The organism is Pusillimonas sp., from assembly GCF_044464525.1.
In the GTDB taxonomy this organism is placed as follows: domain Bacteria; phylum Pseudomonadota; class Gammaproteobacteria; order Burkholderiales; family Burkholderiaceae_B; genus Pusillimonas.
Window position 1 is genome coordinate 19,550 of the sequence record NZ_JBIQLE010000003.1, and the last position, 15,971, is coordinate 35,520.

Sequence of the window (15,971 nt, forward strand, 5' to 3'; positions counted from 1 at the left end):
GAAATGTAAATCACCAGCTAGGGGTATGCAATGAAAATCACGCCTACCTAGGGTTAGTATGTAGCCGGCACACCACGAAGTGTAACGTAAATCGCTTTAACGTTGCCCGCCCAACAACATTGACGCTTCGGCAGCTTTTAATTAAGATACATTTAATATATATGTTTAAGATCATGGCTAGACTATGCGACTCATTCATCACCGCGCCGTCTACCGCACTCGCCCACTGCCTTACCGGAGGCCCGAATGGCCACTCGAGACGAACTCTGCACCGAAGAAGAAGTTTCCACCCTTGTCTACAGCTTCTATGACCGCGTACGTGGTGACGCCATACTCGGCCCCATCTTCGACGCGCACATCAACGACTGGGATCATCACCTGAAAAAAATGGTGAGCTTCTGGTCTTCATTGATGCGCGGCACGGGTACGTATAGTGGCGCCCCCATGCCCAAGCATGTGGTCCTTCCCGATCTTAACGCCGAGCTTTTCCAGCGTTGGCTGGCCTTGTTTCATGACACGACGCAAACCCTGTCCAACCGCCCGTTCGCACAGCGCGCCGAAGAGTTCGCGCACCGCATTGCGCGCAGTTTGTGGTTCGGGTATCAAATGCACAACCAGCCCAACCAGCCCGTTACCGAGGTGTTTCATGGCTAAAGCACAAGCCATTCCGGTTTCCTTGCACGAGCCGGGCGAGCCCGTGAAAAAAGGCCCCCAGCTCGAAGCATTTCTCGAACTGGGTTTTCGTCCTCTGTATATTGCGGGCTGCGCCTGGGCCTTGCTTTCGGTTGCCATCTGGATATTCACGCCGCAATGGCTGTCCGGTCCCCTGACAGGCGCCGCCTGGCATGCGCACGAGATGCTTTGGGGCTTCGTTGCCACCATCGCGGTCGGGTTTCTTCTGACCGCCAGTGCCACCTGGACAGGCGTCAATCCGTTAAAAGGGGTCCCTTTGGCAATCGCCTGCGTTCTTTGGCTGGTGGCGCGAATTGGCTACCTGGCGGGCGGCAACACGGCCTTCTATATTGCAGCTGTTGCCGAAACAGCGTTCTTCCTTTTAAGCGCCGTTGTCTTGCTTAAAGTGATGCTTAAGGGCAAAAGCGTCCGCAACTACGGCATACCTTTCCTGGTGCTGGGTTTGGGCATCGCCAATTGTTTATATCTGCGCAGTTCACTTTCAGGCAATTACCTGGTGCTGATGCAGCACTTTGAACTGGGCCTGATCTGCATGGCGGTCATCGTTCTGCTGGTAGCGCGGCGTGTCGTACCCTTCTTTGCCATGCGCGCCATTCCCGGTCTGACCATACCCATGCTGACGCGTAGCGGGCAAGCTCAATTGGTGCTTAGTGTGCTGGCCATCGCGCTGGGCCTCGCAGGCCTAACGCCCGCCATGGCGATAGCGCTGGCCATCACAGGGCTGATCAGCCTGTATCAGATCGTCCTCTGGAAGCCCCAGGCCGTGCTGCACAAACCCATACTCTGGATTCTCTACCTTGGCTATGCCGCCTTGGGCATCGGCCTGCTCTTCGCCGCCGCGCATCTGGGCGGCATCGGTACCGGAGTACTGGCACGCTCGGCGGTTCACGTGCACATTATCGGCATGGCCGGCTTCTCGGTGTTAATCATAGGCATGGTCACCCGCACGGCATTGGGGCATCTGGGCCGCCCCTTGCAACTGGACCGCAGCATGGTAGCCAGCTATTGGTTGATTATTTTTGCTGTAGTACTAAGGCTTATCGCATTAGCGCCCACCGACGCAATGCAAGCCTTACTGCACGCTTCCGCCGTCGCGTGGTCACTGGCATTTGTACTTTACCTTTGGCGATTCGTACCCATGCTGATCAGGCCCCGACCATGAGACTCACCCAACACAGCGACTACGCCATGCGCCTGCTGATGTACGTAGGCCGGCATCCCGATCGCCTTTGCACGATCTCGGAAGTGGCCCGTGCCTACGGCATTTCAGAACCCCACCTCATGAAGGTCACGCACCGCCTCAGCCAGAACGGCTGGCTCAAGACAGTAAGGGGAAAAAACGGCGGCATGCGCCTGGCCAAGGCGCCGGAAGACATCGTGCTGGGCGCCGTCTTGCGCGACACAGAAACCGATCTGGCCTTGGTGGAATGCCTTGGCCCGAACAACAAGTGCACTCTCGCGGGCTCGTGCGGCCTGAGCGGAATCGTGCACGGCGCCCTTCAGGCCTTTTTGGCCCACTTTGATGAATACACCTTGGCCGACATCCTGCACACGGCGCCTGTCGATGAGGCGCCGCTTGAGCAGGTAGTCAATTGGACGAAATAAAAACCCGAAAAATAAAAACCCGAATTACGGAACCAGATCGCAGCGTACGGTAATGGGATGCGCGCGCAGGTCGGCCATGACGGCATCGTCGACCTTGCCTTCAACATCTGTTACCACATAGCCGATCTGACCCAGCGTCTGCAATTGCTGACTGGCAATGTTCAGGCCATGCTCGGCCATCAGGCTGCTAAGCGTACCCATGGCCCCGGGCAGGTTGCGATGCACATGCAAAATACGCGCTGCGCCCGCCGGCTCGATGTAGGGCACTTCGGGGAAATTCACCGCCCCCTTGGTGGTTCCGCTTTGGATGAAGCGCACCAGCTTTTCGGCAACCTCTTTGCCGATATTCTCTTGGGATTCTTGCGTGCTGCCACCAATATGCGGCGTCAGGATGACGTTGCGCATGCCGATCAGCGGGCTGTCGAGCGGCTCGTCGACACTTTTGGGTTCGGTGGGGAAAACGTCGATGGCGGCTCCGGAAAGATGACCGGCCTGCAGCGCCTCGCGCAGGGCGTCGATGTCGACCACCGTGCCGCGCGAGGCGTTGATTAATATGGCTCCCTTGCGCATGGCCGCCAGCGCCTCGGCGTTGATGATATCGCGGGTACCGCGACCGCCCGGCACGTGCAGCGTAACGACATCGGACTGATCCAACAGTTGTTTGAGCGTGGTGCAGGCGCGTGCATTGCCCAGCGGCAATTTGGCTTCGATGTCATGGAACAGCACCCGCATGCCAACGGCCTCGGCCAATGTGCCCACTTGCGACCCAATATTGCCGTAACCAATGATGCCCAGGGTCTTGCCGCGCGCTTCGAAAGCGCCTTCGGCGGTTTTGTCCCAGAACCCGTGGTGTACACGATCGTTTTTTTCAGGAATACGGCGCAGCAGCAAAATAGCCTGGCCCAGCACCATCTCGGCAACCGAGCGCGTGTTTGAAAACGGCGCATTGAACACCGGCATGCCCCGCATCATCGCGGCTTCAAGATCAACCTGGTTTGTGCCTATGCAAAAGCAGCCGATGGCGCGCAGATCGGGCAGGTCGGCCAGCAAGGCGCTATCGAGATGGGTTCGAGAACGGATGCCGACCAGTTGCGCATCACGCAGCTCGTCGCGCAGCATTTCCGGCGGCAAGGCCGATTTGTGCACCGTGATGTCGTCGAAGCCGGATGCTTCGAAAACCTCACGGGCGCTTGCATGGATATTCTCAAACAAAACGATACGAGTCATATGCCTTCCAGAGCTAACGGCCAAATGCATATTGTGACGCATCACGCCGGTTTCGTCGCCCACAGCCCTTCGACGACAAGGGGTAAAGCTTGTTATGATAAAGCTTCGCTTAATGCGCATTGCGCCCGCAACCTGGCGGGCATGCCAAAACGCCAGCCGCTACACGTCTAGCCGCTGTTTAGTTGTCTACTTGATATCGCCATGATCACCACTGATGAACTGAACTGGACGGATGCCTTTTTGGTCGGCTTCCAGCCCATGGATGACACTCACCGCGAATTCGTCGACATCGTGGGCGCCATGCTGCAAGCCGAAGACGACGCCCTGCTGGGCCATCTAAAAGCCCTGATCGTCCACAGCGAGCACCACTTCGCCCAAGAAGAAGACTGGATGCAGAAAACGGCTTTCCCGGCCACCGAATGCCACACGAATGAGCATGCCGCTGTTTTAGCGTCGATGCGCGAGGTGGCCGCCTATCTCGAAGGCGGCGGCCCCGCCGAAGAGGCCCGCCGCCTGACGATCGAGCTGGCTCGCTGGTTTCCGGGCCATACCGATTACCTTGACGCCTCACTGGCCCAATGGGTTGCAAAAAAACAATTGGGCGCTGTTCCAATCGTCGTGCGCCGCGGCGTAGCCAACCACGACGAAGCCCGAACCGACTAAACCGGCAGATCAAACAGCAGCACTTCGGCGCCTTCGGCGTCGGCCAGTTGCATTTGCGCCTCGCCGGCAATATGCGCGGCGTCGCCGGCTGAAAGCTTCTCGCCATTTACCGACACTTCGCCTTTTGCCACGTGCACGTAACCGATGCGTCCGGCAGCCAGATCGTGGGTTAAAGCCGGATCGCCGCTTTCAAGGATGGCGGCATGCACCGTGGCATCTTGCTGTAGGCGCACCGAGCCTTCCCGCCCGTCGGGTGATGCAATCAGGCGCAGCTGCCCTCGCTTTGACTCAGGGTCAAAATATTTCTGCTCATAACTGGGTTCTATGCCCTGTTTGTCCGGCATGACCCATATCTGCAGAAAATGCACAGGGTTGGAATCGGAGGGATTGAATTCGCTGTGCCTGACGCCGCTGCCCGCGCTCATGCGTTGTACATCGCCATAGCGGATGACCGACCCCGTGCCCATGCTGTCCTTGTGCTCGAGCTCTCCATCCAACACATAAGAAATAATCTCCATGTCGCGATGGCCGTGTGTGCCGAAACCCTTGCCCGGCTGAACACGGTCTTCGTTAATGACGCGCAGAGGCCCAACACCCATGTGGCGGGGATCATGATAGTCGGCAAACGAGAATGTGTGACGAGAGCTGAGCCAGCCATGTTCGGCGGCGCCCCGTTCATTGCTTCTTCTGATATTCAGCATGGGAACACTCCTTTCAATTTAGATACTTCATTTTATTAGTATATAAAGTGTAAAAATAGGTGCTCAATCGGTTAAAATATTTCCAAATATGGAACAGAGAGCTACCATGTCGCTGACCGCCAATGACCTGATTCTTTTTGCCCACGTAATCGATGCGGGCAGTTTCTCTCGTGCGGCTGACCGCATCGGGCTGCCAAAGTCCACGCTGTCTCGCCGCATCACGCAGTTAGAGAACCAGTTGGGTGAACGGCTACTGATGCGCACCACGCGAAAACTGACAATCACCGATTTCGGCGAGCGCATCCTCGAGCACGCCCGACGCCTGGTTGAAGAAACGGACGCCGCACAATCGCTGGCGCTGCACCGGCAGGTGGTTCCGCAAGGTACGCTGCGAGTGTCCCTGCCCCCCGAGTTTCATGAGCTTTCGGTGGTGACCCTTGTTCGGCGATTTCATCAAGACTACCCGCAGGTACGGCTTGAGCTGGATCTGTCGGCACGGCGCGTCGACCTGATCGCCGAGCGCTTCGACGTGGCCGTGCGCATGGCGGGACGCCTGCCCGACGACAATACTCTTATTGCCACGCAAGCAGCCAGGCTGCGCAACGCCCTGTATGCAAGCCCCGCCTATCTGGCAAAAGGAGGGATGCCGCGTGAACCGGCCGACTTGCTCCAGCACGCCGGCCTGATCGTCATCCTCAGTAGCGGCGAGGCCCAGCCCTGGCAATTGTCACGCGACAGTGAGCGCTGGGAAGGCATCCCGAAAACCATAATTTCTTCCAATGCCATGGGCCTTCAACAGGCGCTTGCGATAGAAGGAATGGGCATCGTGGGGTTGTCTGAAAGGTTCGCGCGAAGCCACGTAGAAAATGGCACGCTTGTACCTGTGCTTCCGGAATGGTCTCTACCCGCCGTAACCGCCTGGTGCGTCATGCCCGGACGGCGCCTGCTGCCTGAGCGCACCCGCGCCTTCGTAGAATTGTTCAAGCAGGTATTGGACGAAAAATGAAAACACGCCGTTCCATGCAAGCCGCTTTTCGCTTAATCTCAACCTCGGTTATCATCATCCAGCGGGGACGCCCCCGCCTTTGTATTGCATTCGGGACGGCCCGGCTCCACTAACATCAACGGAGAGCCGCATGGCTTGGATCTCATTATTATTTGCGGGCGTACTGGAAGTCGTTTGGGCTTTCTACATGAAGCAGTCGCATGGTTTCACCCGGCTTTGGCCGTCGATCATCACACTCGTGGCCATGGTCATCAGCTTCGCATTGCTGTCTTTTTCAATGCGCAGTCTTCCTCTTGGAACGGCGTACACCATCTGGACGGGCATCGGCGCAGTGGGTGCGTTTGTGGTCGGAATCCTTGTACTGGGTGAACCGGCACACGCGCTACGCGTCATTGCTGCCGCCCTGATCATAGGCGGCCTGGTCCTGATGAAAATAGCTTCATGACTCCCGGCGTCCGGTACTGTGTGCCGCCAATGCGGTTTCCACTTCTCAGCCCTTCGCCGGCGCCGAGTGCATGAGATTCCACCCAACATACAAGGCCTGGCCGTGGGCTTTTAAGAAGTTCGTCAGCGCCGGAGCATGATTTGACGCTGATCAATCGCAACACCAAAGAGCTCCAAGGCTTGGGAGTTTCGCTTATCGACCCCTGAACAGCGTAAACCCCCAAAGACCCCTAAATACGCTAGAAAGGCAGCTGTCGCTCTCCGAGTTGCACTGTCACCCACTTCAGCTCTGTCATGTCGGCCACCGAGTAACGGCCGTTCTCTTTGCCATAGCCACTGTCCTTGAACCCCCCGAACGGCGCATTGGGGTCGTCGTCAAAAGCATTGTCGTTGATATGCACCGAGCCCGCTTCCACGCGCAGGGCGAAGTCAAAGGCCTTCTGCAAGTCGTTGGTTACGATGCCCGACGACAAACCGTAGGAAGTGTCATTGGCCAGTTCCACCGCATGCTCGAAATCGCGCGCCTTGTAAACGGCGGCCAAAGGCCCGAAGCTTTCTTCGTTATAGACCTCCATACCCGGTTTGACACCCACCAGAACCGATGGCTGCATTACATTACCGTCGACTCCGCCGCCTGCGAGCAGCTCGGCCCCTTTGGACACCGCATCGTCGATATGGCCCCGAATGAACGCGGCCTGCCGCCAGTCAATCAACGGCCCAACCGCCGAGTTCGGCTGAGAGGGATCACCAAAAGGCACATCACGCACCTTTTTCACGAAAGCTTCGCAGAATGCGTCGTAGATGGGCGCTTCGACAATGATGCGTGAGTTGGCCATGCAAACCTGACCCTGGTTGAAGAAGATACCGAAAGCCGCTGAGCGCACCGCATAATCCAGGTCGGCATCCGCCAATACCACCATGGGGCTCTTGCCGCCGAGTTCCAGCACGATGCGCTTCTGGTAACGCCCTGCCAGCTCGGACAATATCCTTCCGACCCGCGCCGATCCGGTAAAGGTGATCAGCTTGACACGGGGGTCCGAGAACAAGGTTTCGCCCACCGCTTCGTCTGTGGTGGGGATCACGCTTAGCACACCGGGCGGCAAGCCGGCCTCTTCAAGGATTTCCGCAAACAACAACGCCGCAATGGGCGTATACGGAGAAGGCTTGAGAATGAAACTGTTGCCGGCGGCCAGCGCAGGAGCCAGCTTCTTGCCGTTCAGCAACAATGGCGCATTGAAGGGGCCAATGCCCACGACGACACCCAACGGTTGACGTATTGTCATGGAAAGCCGGTTGGGCGCATCCGCCGGCATGGTCTCGCCGCGCACGTCACGCGCCTGGCCGGCGGCGATGCGGAAAGCGCTGATCATATAGTCGCATTCGAACATCGCCTTGCCGAATACGTTGCCGCCCTCTTCGATCAGCACCTGGGCGATTTCCATCCGGCGTCGTTCGACGATGTCGGCCGCCTTCAGCAAGATGGCTTCACGTTCACTGGCCAGGGTCTTGCCCCAAGGCTTCCGGGCCTCTTCGGCGCTGGCAAGCGCCGCTTCGATGTCCGCAGCGGTGGCCAGGTGCGTCCGCCCGATCAATTCACCCGTGAAAGGGTTTTTTACCTCGTAAACGGGTTGCCCATCGGATTGCCAGGGGCGGCCATTGATGTAGGGATAATAGGTTTTGACGTCGGTGCTCATCTGCTGTCTCCTTGGCGTTATGGGAAAGTGGACAACGCGTGGCGCTGCCCCCAGTATTGCCCGGACATCGGCCGACGGATAGAATGAAGCAACGCAGGCCATACTGCCGGTCACCCCGATTATCCGCACACTATTTGTGCCCTGTATTGCACTGGCGCGCCGCGGTTTTGTCCATTGGCGCAAGCGCTCCCCCGAGGACACCATGGAACAAGTCAAAACCTGGAGTACTCGCGGCTTGAAATCCAATCGCGCGTTATCCTTCTGGAACGAGGCCATATCATCCGCCTTCCTGAAGGTGCGCACCGAGCCCCGAAACTCTCCCCAAGCGTTCCAGGCACAATTGCAATCGCGAAGCCTGGGCAGCCTGTCCATCAACCGGCTGCAAGCCCAGTCGTACCGCGTGGTCTGCAATACCGACGACAGTCGCCACGACTGGCTTTTCATCAACCTGCACCAGCAAGGCAAATGCCGCCTGCAGCAGCACGGGCGCGAACAATGGGCGGCGCCCGGCGACATCAGCATCAACCTGGGCAACTCGCCATTTGTCTTTGATTTCGAAGACCGCGTTGCCATGACGTGTCTGCGCCTGCCGCTTTCGGGCGTCGCCGCCCGCACGGGCCGGCTGCAGGATGCCGCCGCACGCCCCCTGCCCAGCGACGCTGGCGCCCGCTTGCTGAAAAGCTACATCGGCAGCCTGTTGCACAATGCCGACGCGCTGACGGACCGGCAGGCCGCCGTGGCCTCAAACTGCCTGCTCGACTTGCTCGCCCTGGGCATTGATGGCGCCGATGCTCCACAGGCCGACCACAGCAGCATGCGAACCGCCCTATACCACCAAGCCTGTGCCTATATCGAAGCGAATCTGGGCAACTCGGGGCTCGATCTTCATCATTTAAGCCAGCACTTGAAACTGGCTCCGCGCACGCTGCAAAGCGTATTCCACGAGCAAGGCACAACGTTCACCGCCACGCTGCTTGAATCCCGCCTGCAGGCTGCCGAACGGCTCATCGTCAACAACACATATGCGCGCCTGGCGCAGATAGCCTATGCGGTGGGGTTCTCTGATCAGGCGTATTTCAACAAGGCCTTTCGTCGACGCTTCAACATGACTCCCGGCGAGCGTCGCCAGTCCTGCCTGAAGCATCCAGGCGCGTGGCTCTAGTTAACCCCCACCGCTCACCTTAAACGACGCGATGCGGCTTTCGAGCTCGGAAGCTGACGCCTTCAAATGTTTGAAGTCTTCAGCCAGTAATTTGCTGATGTGTGCGACTCCGTTCGCGTCTTTACCATCAAAGTAATTCAGAAAGAATTCGATCGCTCCGAGTGTTTCCTGTAACCGACGACCAAATATCGGTTCGTGATGAGCGACACGATTTCGGCTTTGATACAGATGTTCGAGCTGACTCGCCACGTCAGGGCGTTTCAGATTCCTATCTGGAAATACTGTTTTGAGCGGAGTCCAAAGCACGTTCGCATAGTCTTTGGAATACAGCCGCTTCCAGAAGAAAAAGGTCAATTGCGCAACAATTTGGCCCATAGTGACAGAAATCTGCTCTTGCCTAGCAGCCACTCGACGAAGATCAGCTGCCTTCCCCACGGCGACAGGAACACCTCTAGGAAAAGCCAGCGTGTCTAAATGCCGTTTCTGCGCCTGGGACATTTTTGCGTATACGTCCCGGCGGGCGCTCTTTTTTGCGAGCTGAATCTTGCTAACCTCGGAGCTTCGCCACGCCAAGCCGGCCGGAGGAGTAACGAGCCAGTCAGGCTGACCATAGTAACTTTCCAATTTCTCATAGACGGCGTTACGCAGTGCCACCTCGATGACGGCAGTCACCATCATCAGTTGTGAGCCCAGGCGCAATGTCTGCTGATGTAGTGAAATTGCTTCCCCAATGGATCCGGTGATGGCTTGAAAAGTTGCCAACCGCTCGAGCGATAAAAACCGCACTAAATCAGCAAAGTCTGCGTCACTAGACATTACTTCTCCACGATCTTATAATTGATAGTGAAAAGCCGCGATCTGTTGGCAGCCTAGTAGAAACTAGTTTCGAAGAGCGGACACCCGGCTTCCTTATGCAGCACCCGAAAGCGCCCTTCGAGGCGCTTTCTTTTTTTGCGCCTGTCGCTCAAGACTTAACTTTCGGCAATCCATCCTCGGCAAGCACGCAACGATCATAACCGACGAAGGTGCATTTTGATACATGCTTGCGGCATCTCGTTCAAAACGCTTACTTCCTAGTAAGGGTATCCGGCTCCGCGCCGACTAAAACAGCGTCAACTGAGGCTGATCTTCCGGCGGCCTGCAGAAAAGGGTTGCATCAAGCGGGTGCCGAGTCTGATTCAGGCCGGCTTTGGCGCAGGCCCTTTTGAAGCGTTGCTCCAACAATTGAGCAAACACGCCGGCACCCTTCATGCGCGTACGAAAATCGGAATCATATATCTTGCCGTCGCGCATTTGCCGGACCAGGTTCATAACATGGGCGTGCTTAAATGGATAGTGCCCGGCCAGCCATACTTCGAAGAGGTCGGCAACCTCTCGGGGCAATCTCAACAGCACATAGGCAGCGTCTTGGGCGCCTGCATCTTTGGCGCTGAACAAAATCTTCTCTAGATCGTGGTCGGTAAGTGCAGGAATGACCGGAGCAACGATGACGCCGGTGGGGATGCCGGCCCGGCTCAACCGGCGTAATGTCTCAAGCCGCGCATCCGGCGTGCTGGCGCGCGGCTCTAACGTACGTGCCAGCGTTCTATCCAAAGAGCCTATCGACAAGTACACCCTGACCAGATTTTTGCGCGCCATGCGTGCAAGCAGGTCGATGTCGCGCACCACAGTAGCGGATTTCGTCGTAATGGCGACCGGATGGTTGAATTCTTCCATCACCGTCAGGATGGACTCGGTAATTCGTAGCCGCCGCTCTATGGGCTGGTACGGATCAGTGTTGGTACCGAGGGCGATCAGCTTGGGCACGTATGAAGGCTTGGAAAACTCTTTGCGCAATATGTCGGTCGCATTGCTTTTGGCATAAAGCTTCGTCTCGAAATCCAGCCCCGGCGAATGGTTCAGATAGGCATGGGTAGGCCGCGCGTAGCAATAAATGCAGCCATGCTCGCAACCTCGATACGGATTGATGGACTGGTCAAACGGAATATCGGGCGACTCATTGCGTGAAATGATGGACTTGGCGGCCTCAAGCGACACCGTCGTGGCCAGCTTGACGGGCGCCTCTTGAGCCATGCCTGGCCATTCATCGTCTATCGGCGTGCGCTCGTACTGTTCGAAGCGAGGTGTTCTGTTCGAACTGCTGCCCCTGCCCTTGATTGGAATCGGCTGCATGGCGGCCCCTAATGCTGTATAAATAAACAGTATACAACGGGTGATAATAGCACTATCGCGATGCACGTCGCCAACCCGGCTGTTGTGTATGGCCACGAACAAGGAAGCAATATGGGCAAAAAACACAAACCCGATCCAGACGAAGTGGCGCTGATCGAATGGTGTATTGAAGTCGAAGGGTTTCTGGTCGCGGCGGGCGCCTCGCTGCGAGAGGCGCAAGACCACATCGAGGAACAGGCCGAGTGGTTTACAGACCAGTTCTATAACGGACTGACACCAGAAGAAGCCGCCAACGAGGCGTTGAATTAAGCCATTACAGCCTTGCTTGCGCCTTCAGCCTTGCTTGTCCAGCGCCTGCGCCTCGCGCCGCAGCAGCTCGCGCTTGCGATCGACGCCCCAGCGATATCCTGACAACCCGCCATCGCGCCGCACGACACGGTGGCACGGAATTGCCACGGCAATGTGGTTTGCGGCGCAAGCGCCCGCCACGGCTCGCACAGCTGTAGGGGCGCCTATGCGCTCGGCCAGTTCAGTGTAGCTAAGCCTGGCGCCAGGGGGAATCTCGCGCAGGGCTTGCCAGACTCGTTGTTGAAAGGCTGTGCCTTGCACGTCCAAAGGCAGGTTCAATCCAACACCCGGCGCCTCGACGAACCCGATCACCTGCGCAACCAATTGCTCAAACTCTGCGTCTGCGCCGATCAGCTCTGCGTTGGGGAAGCGGTCTTGCAAGTCTCGCGTCAGAAGGTCGGGGTCGTCGCCCAGCAAGATCGAGCAGATCCCGCGTTGGCTTTGCGCGACCAAAATCGCACCTAATGAGCATTGGGCCACAGCGAACCTGATTACTATTCCCTTGCCCCCCGCTCGATATTCCTTTGCGCGCATGCCCAGCAATTGCCCGGAAGTTTCATAGAAGCGGCTGCTTGAGTTAAAGCCCGCCTCATAGATGGCATCAGTCACTGTACCCCCGGTGGAATTCAATTCTGTCTCCAGCTTGCGAGCACGCTTGGCGGCGGCGTAGGCCTTGGGCGTCAGGCCCGTCTCGGCTTTGAAGATACGATGAAAGTGATAAGGGCTAAGGCCCACCTGCCGAGCCAGGTCATCAAGCGAAGGCGGGATTTCTGAAGATTCAATCAAGCGGCATGCTTGTTCGACCCGCGCAGCACGATCGGCGGAGATAGCCGCACGATCATCTTGTGCACGGCGGCTGGGACGATAGCCGGCAGCCTCGGCAGCCTCGACCGAATCAAAGAATTCGACATTCTCGCGCTTCGGAAGGCGCGCCGACGAACTGGGTCGGCAATACACTCCCGTGGTACGCACGGCGTAAATGAAGTGCTCATCCGCGTCGGCGTCGCGCTCGCGCACCGCATTCCAGCGTGCATCGTCGGTGTCGTATCGCGATAGATAAGTAGTATTAATGGTCATGGCTTTCATTTCGAAACTCTGGCTTGGATTAGAGCTTAGGCCTGATTTCAATTGCAGACACTCCGTTTTTTGCCATTGAATTTTATTCCTTCCCTTATCAGGCGCCAGGCTTCCACAGCGCCCGCCCTCTCGGCTGCAGCCTTGGAGATCATTCAAAAGCTGAAAGCCACGCATCTGGAGGTGCACAATATGCGCTACCCCCACGGCATTGGCGTTACAGGGCGGCGACTTTATGGACTTCTGTTCCGGATCATCCCACATCGCCAATCTCTACCCTAGAAATATTGATCGGCTCCGAACTATTATTTCGCTGAAACTCTATTCAGAAAGCCAGTGAGCACTCTGGCTGGTGCCTTTTCCGCTAAGCTTCAATGGAAATAAAATTAATTAATTCAATGGATAACTAAGAATTCAGGCTAAAAATTGACAACTTGGCCTGGCGGAAGAATGTCTCTTGCAAGGTAATCCACCTTAAAGTAAACTAGGTTCCTAACTAAAATTACGTCACTAAAAAACCGTAATTGTTGCGGTGCCACGCACTTAAATTACCTACTAACGCCAATAAAAAACACGGAGACAAACCATGAAGACATCCTCTGTAACCCGGGCGGCTGTATTGCTCGCACTCGCCAGTTCTTGTTTCGCCGTGCAAGCCCAAGATCCCATCCGGATCGGGTTCGTGGGTGAGCTATCTGGACCGCAAGCGCCTCTAGGCCAGGACCAATACGACGCATTCATGCTCTATCTCGAGCAGAAGGACGGAAAGATAGGAGGCATACCAGCCGAGGTCGTCCGCGAAGATAGTCAGCTAAAGCCCGACGTCGCAGTGCAAGCAGCCCAAAAGCTCATCGAAAATAATAAGGTGAGCTTCCTGACTGGAATGACTTTTGCGCCAACCGCGGCAGCCGTGGCAAAGGTCGCAAACGACAACAAGGTCTTCGCGATCGGCTCCAACGGTTCGGTCAACGCCATGGCCGGCGAAGCATGCTCCCCGTACGTTTTCATTACTTCGTTTCAGCCCGAGCCCGTCGTAGGAGTCCTAGGCGAGTACGCGGATCAACAAGGTTACAAGCGTGTCAGCATGCTAGGGCCTAACTATGTCACGGGTAAAAACTTCCTTGATATCTTTAAACGTCATTTCAAAGGAACGATTGCCGACGAGCTATACACACCCATGGCTCAACAGGATTTTTCCGCCGAGCTTCTGCAAGTCGCTTCTTCCAAGCCAGATGCCGTGTTCGTTTTTTACCCCGGCGGCTTAGGGATCAACTTCGTACGTCAATATCATCAATCGGGGCTGGGCAAAGAGGCCCCGTTACTGGCACAAGGTGCTTTAGATGGCACCAACTTGCCTGCTTTGCAGGAATCAGCTCTGGGCTTTATAACCGCGGCCCCATGGGCACCCGATTCAGACAACCCTCAAAATAAAGCCTTCGTCAAAGCGTTCGAAGAGAAATACGGGCGTATTCCGACCATGTTCGCAGCCTACAGCTATGACGCTGCACAACTGATTGACTCGGCAATCACCAAAGTCAACGGTAATCTTGAAGATAAAGATGCCGTCCGAAAGGCGCTAAAGGAAGCCGACTTCCCGTCAGTGCGAGGCGCCTTCCGATTCAATAACAATCATTTCCCGATTCAGGACTATCACGTACTCAAGGTTGTGAAAGACGACAAGGGTCGAGTAGTTCGCTCCATCCTCACGACTCCCTTCAAAGATCGCGACGACCCATTCGCCAAGCAATGCCCTATGGCCTAAAGAGGAGAATGCAAAATGGAAACGACTCTTGAAAGAATTACTGAAGCAGATATCAAGCGCTACGAAACAGACGGCGCAGTTTGCTTGCGAGGTCTCTTCGACGAGTATTGGATCAATCGAATGCGTAAGGCAATCGGCCAATACCTGAACCGTCCCGATAAGTTCACCGTCGACTGGGTCCTGTGGCCGACTAATCCCGAGATGCGAGATTTCGCCTTCGAGTCTCCAGCGGCAGCGATCGCCCAGCGCTTGATGCGCAGCAACAGCGTCCGCTTGTACTTTGACCAGATCTTCGTCAAGGAGCCTGGCACCGAAACCCCGACCCCATGGCACCATGACCAGCCTTTCTGGCCCATACAAGGCCGCCAAGTCTGTTCGATCTGGCTCGCGCTCGATCCGGTAACTCGTGAATCAAGCGGGCTCGAATATATAAAGGGCTCACACCTATGGGGGCAAGAGTATCGCCCAGCAGCGTTCAGTGGGACCAACGGCGACCCCTTCAAAGACGCTCAACATGGTGTGCCGGTGCCCGACTTCGACGCGATGCGCGACCAGTACGAGTTCTTAAGCTGGGACCTCAACCCGGGAGACTGTTTAATACATCAGGGGATGGCTGTGCATGGAGCCAGCGGCAATCGCACGCGCACACAGATAAGGCGTGCATTGTCCACAAGATGGACGGGAGACGATATCGTTTATGCGCCGCGCCCCGGTATGGATATCAAGCTGTATGACGATCGCTTGGCATTCGGTGATCCGCTAACTACAGATAAATTTCCCGAAGTCATCAAGGCAATGTAGCAAACCAAGCGCTGACGATCAGCGCTTGGTTGACCCAGGGCTCCTCGCGGAACGGATGGTCTTGGACCCCAGCCATGTATCGCTGTCCGAGTCTGTATCTATTACCGAGGCATCGCCCCGTGATAAGGCCGACGCCAGCATATTGCTGTCGTTCTCTAAAGTTTGCCGCAACTGACGAAGAAGAAGCTTGAGCAGAGTCTCTTCTGTCTTGGACATATTGCTGATCATCAGCTCGCGTAGTTCTTTGAGAATTTGCGCCAGTATCGGCTGGAAGGACCGAGCGTGTTCGGTCAGGTAGACGCGAACCTTTCGTTTGTCTTCTGCATCGCGTTCACGATAGACAAGATTTTCGGACTCCATTGCACGCAGCATTTCGACGGTTGATGAGCCTTTGATTCCGAGCCGCTCGCTCAGCTCGCGCTGTGTTATTCCGTCTTGCTGGAACAGCGTTCTTAGGCAGTACCAGTGACCACCTCTAATGTCGTGCTGAGCGATGCGAAGGTATAGCGCTCGCTTGACGGCTCGTCCGGTATCCGCGATGAGAAAACCCATGCTGTCGTCGAGCTCGGAATCGAAAGTGGAAGATTCTGTTTGTTCGGCCATAGATTTTTTGATTGGT

Annotated in this window: 17 protein-coding genes; 10 read left to right on the forward strand and 7 right to left on the reverse strand. The window is 56.5% G+C overall.

Annotated elements, in window-relative coordinates:
- The first annotated feature begins 246 nt into the window (after nt 1–246).
- Genes ACIY1O_RS02345 through ACIY1O_RS02355 form a run of 3 tightly spaced genes read left to right on the forward strand, consistent with a single transcriptional unit; the run spans nt 247 to nt 2,298 of the window.
- On the forward strand, nt 247–654 hold the full coding sequence (locus ACIY1O_RS02345; protein WP_397473467.1) for a group III truncated hemoglobin: 408 nt from the start codon (nt 247–249) through the stop codon (nt 652–654).
- Complete coding sequence (locus tag ACIY1O_RS02350; RefSeq protein WP_397473468.1) at nt 647–1,855, forward strand: NnrS family protein; 1,209 nt, start codon at nt 647–649, stop codon at nt 1,853–1,855. Before ACIY1O_RS02345 ends, ACIY1O_RS02350 begins: the two co-directional genes overlap by 8 nt.
- Nucleotides 1,852–2,298: an RrF2 family transcriptional regulator gene (locus tag ACIY1O_RS02355; protein WP_397473469.1), complete on the forward strand. Its 447-nt coding sequence runs from the start codon at nt 1,852–1,854 to the stop codon at nt 2,296–2,298. Before ACIY1O_RS02350 ends, ACIY1O_RS02355 begins: the two co-directional genes overlap by 4 nt.
- Nucleotides 2,299–2,322: 24 nt before the next feature.
- Here ACIY1O_RS02355 and serA read toward each other — a convergent pair whose 3' ends face one another.
- Entirely contained in the window at nt 2,323–3,567 is a 1,245-nt protein-coding gene (serA, locus tag ACIY1O_RS02360) for a phosphoglycerate dehydrogenase (protein WP_397473633.1), read from the reverse strand.
- A 159-nt stretch (nt 3,568–3,726) separates the two neighbouring features.
- On the opposite strand from serA, the gene ACIY1O_RS02365 reads away from it, so the two are divergent.
- Nucleotides 3,727–4,188, forward strand: coding sequence for a hemerythrin domain-containing protein (locus ACIY1O_RS02365; RefSeq protein ID WP_397473470.1), 462 nt, complete (start codon nt 3,727–3,729; stop codon nt 4,186–4,188).
- On the opposite strand, the gene ACIY1O_RS02370 is transcribed toward ACIY1O_RS02365, so the two are convergent.
- The gene (locus ACIY1O_RS02370; RefSeq protein ID WP_397473471.1) at nt 4,185–4,889 is read right to left on the reverse strand and encodes a pirin family protein; all 705 of its coding nucleotides are present in this window, start codon (nt 4,887–4,889) and stop codon (nt 4,185–4,187) included. The two genes, ACIY1O_RS02365 and ACIY1O_RS02370, sit on opposite strands and share 4 nt — an antisense overlap.
- A gap of 106 nt (nt 4,890–4,995) precedes the next feature.
- Between ACIY1O_RS02370 and ACIY1O_RS02375 the strand changes: the two genes are divergently transcribed.
- The gene (locus ACIY1O_RS02375) at nt 4,996–5,895 is read left to right on the forward strand and encodes a LysR family transcriptional regulator (RefSeq protein ID WP_397473472.1); all 900 of its coding nucleotides are present in this window, start codon (nt 4,996–4,998) and stop codon (nt 5,893–5,895) included.
- A 130-nt stretch (nt 5,896–6,025) separates the two neighbouring features.
- The gene (gene sugE, locus ACIY1O_RS02380; protein ID WP_397473473.1) at nt 6,026–6,340 is read left to right on the forward strand and encodes a quaternary ammonium compound efflux SMR transporter SugE; all 315 of its coding nucleotides are present in this window, start codon (nt 6,026–6,028) and stop codon (nt 6,338–6,340) included.
- Nucleotides 6,341–6,578: 238 nt separating this feature from the next.
- On the opposite strand, the gene ACIY1O_RS02385 is transcribed toward sugE, so the two are convergent.
- Nucleotides 6,579–8,033 (reverse strand): aldehyde dehydrogenase family protein, encoded by a 1,455-nt coding sequence (locus tag ACIY1O_RS02385; RefSeq protein WP_397473474.1) that lies wholly within the window; start codon nt 8,031–8,033, stop codon nt 6,579–6,581.
- Nucleotides 8,034–8,235: 202 nt separating this feature from the next.
- Between ACIY1O_RS02385 and ACIY1O_RS02390 the strand changes: the two genes are divergently transcribed.
- Nucleotides 8,236–9,195 (forward strand): AraC family transcriptional regulator, encoded by a 960-nt coding sequence (locus ACIY1O_RS02390; protein WP_397473475.1) that lies wholly within the window; start codon nt 8,236–8,238, stop codon nt 9,193–9,195.
- On the opposite strand, the gene ACIY1O_RS02395 is transcribed toward ACIY1O_RS02390, so the two are convergent.
- The gene (locus ACIY1O_RS02395) at nt 9,196–10,011 is read right to left on the reverse strand and encodes a hypothetical protein (protein ID WP_397473476.1); all 816 of its coding nucleotides are present in this window, start codon (nt 10,009–10,011) and stop codon (nt 9,196–9,198) included.
- Nucleotides 10,012–10,296: 285 nt separating this feature from the next.
- Entirely contained in the window at nt 10,297–11,367 is a 1,071-nt protein-coding gene (locus tag ACIY1O_RS02400) for a PA0069 family radical SAM protein (protein WP_397473477.1), read from the reverse strand.
- A 111-nt stretch (nt 11,368–11,478) separates the two neighbouring features.
- Between ACIY1O_RS02400 and ACIY1O_RS02405 the strand changes: the two genes are divergently transcribed.
- Entirely contained in the window at nt 11,479–11,676 is a 198-nt protein-coding gene (locus tag ACIY1O_RS02405; protein WP_397473478.1) for a hypothetical protein, read from the forward strand.
- A gap of 24 nt (nt 11,677–11,700) precedes the next feature.
- Here ACIY1O_RS02405 and ada read toward each other — a convergent pair whose 3' ends face one another.
- Nucleotides 11,701–12,792: a bifunctional DNA-binding transcriptional regulator/O6-methylguanine-DNA methyltransferase Ada gene (gene ada, locus ACIY1O_RS02410; protein ID WP_397473479.1), complete on the reverse strand. Its 1,092-nt coding sequence runs from the start codon at nt 12,790–12,792 to the stop codon at nt 11,701–11,703.
- A 583-nt stretch (nt 12,793–13,375) separates the two neighbouring features.
- On the opposite strand from ada, the gene ACIY1O_RS02415 reads away from it, so the two are divergent.
- Nucleotides 13,376–14,551, forward strand: a complete 1,176-nt coding sequence (locus ACIY1O_RS02415) for an ABC transporter substrate-binding protein (RefSeq protein ID WP_397473480.1) — start codon at nt 13,376–13,378, stop codon at nt 14,549–14,551.
- A gap of 15 nt (nt 14,552–14,566) precedes the next feature.
- On the forward strand, nt 14,567–15,352 hold the full coding sequence (locus ACIY1O_RS02420) for a phytanoyl-CoA dioxygenase family protein (protein WP_397473481.1): 786 nt from the start codon (nt 14,567–14,569) through the stop codon (nt 15,350–15,352).
- An 18-nt stretch (nt 15,353–15,370) separates the two neighbouring features.
- Here the strand turns inward: ACIY1O_RS02420 and ACIY1O_RS02425 are convergent, their stop codons facing one another.
- Entirely contained in the window at nt 15,371–15,955 is a 585-nt protein-coding gene (locus ACIY1O_RS02425; protein ID WP_397473482.1) for a MarR family winged helix-turn-helix transcriptional regulator, read from the reverse strand.
- Nucleotides 15,956–15,971: the final 16 nt, after the last annotated feature.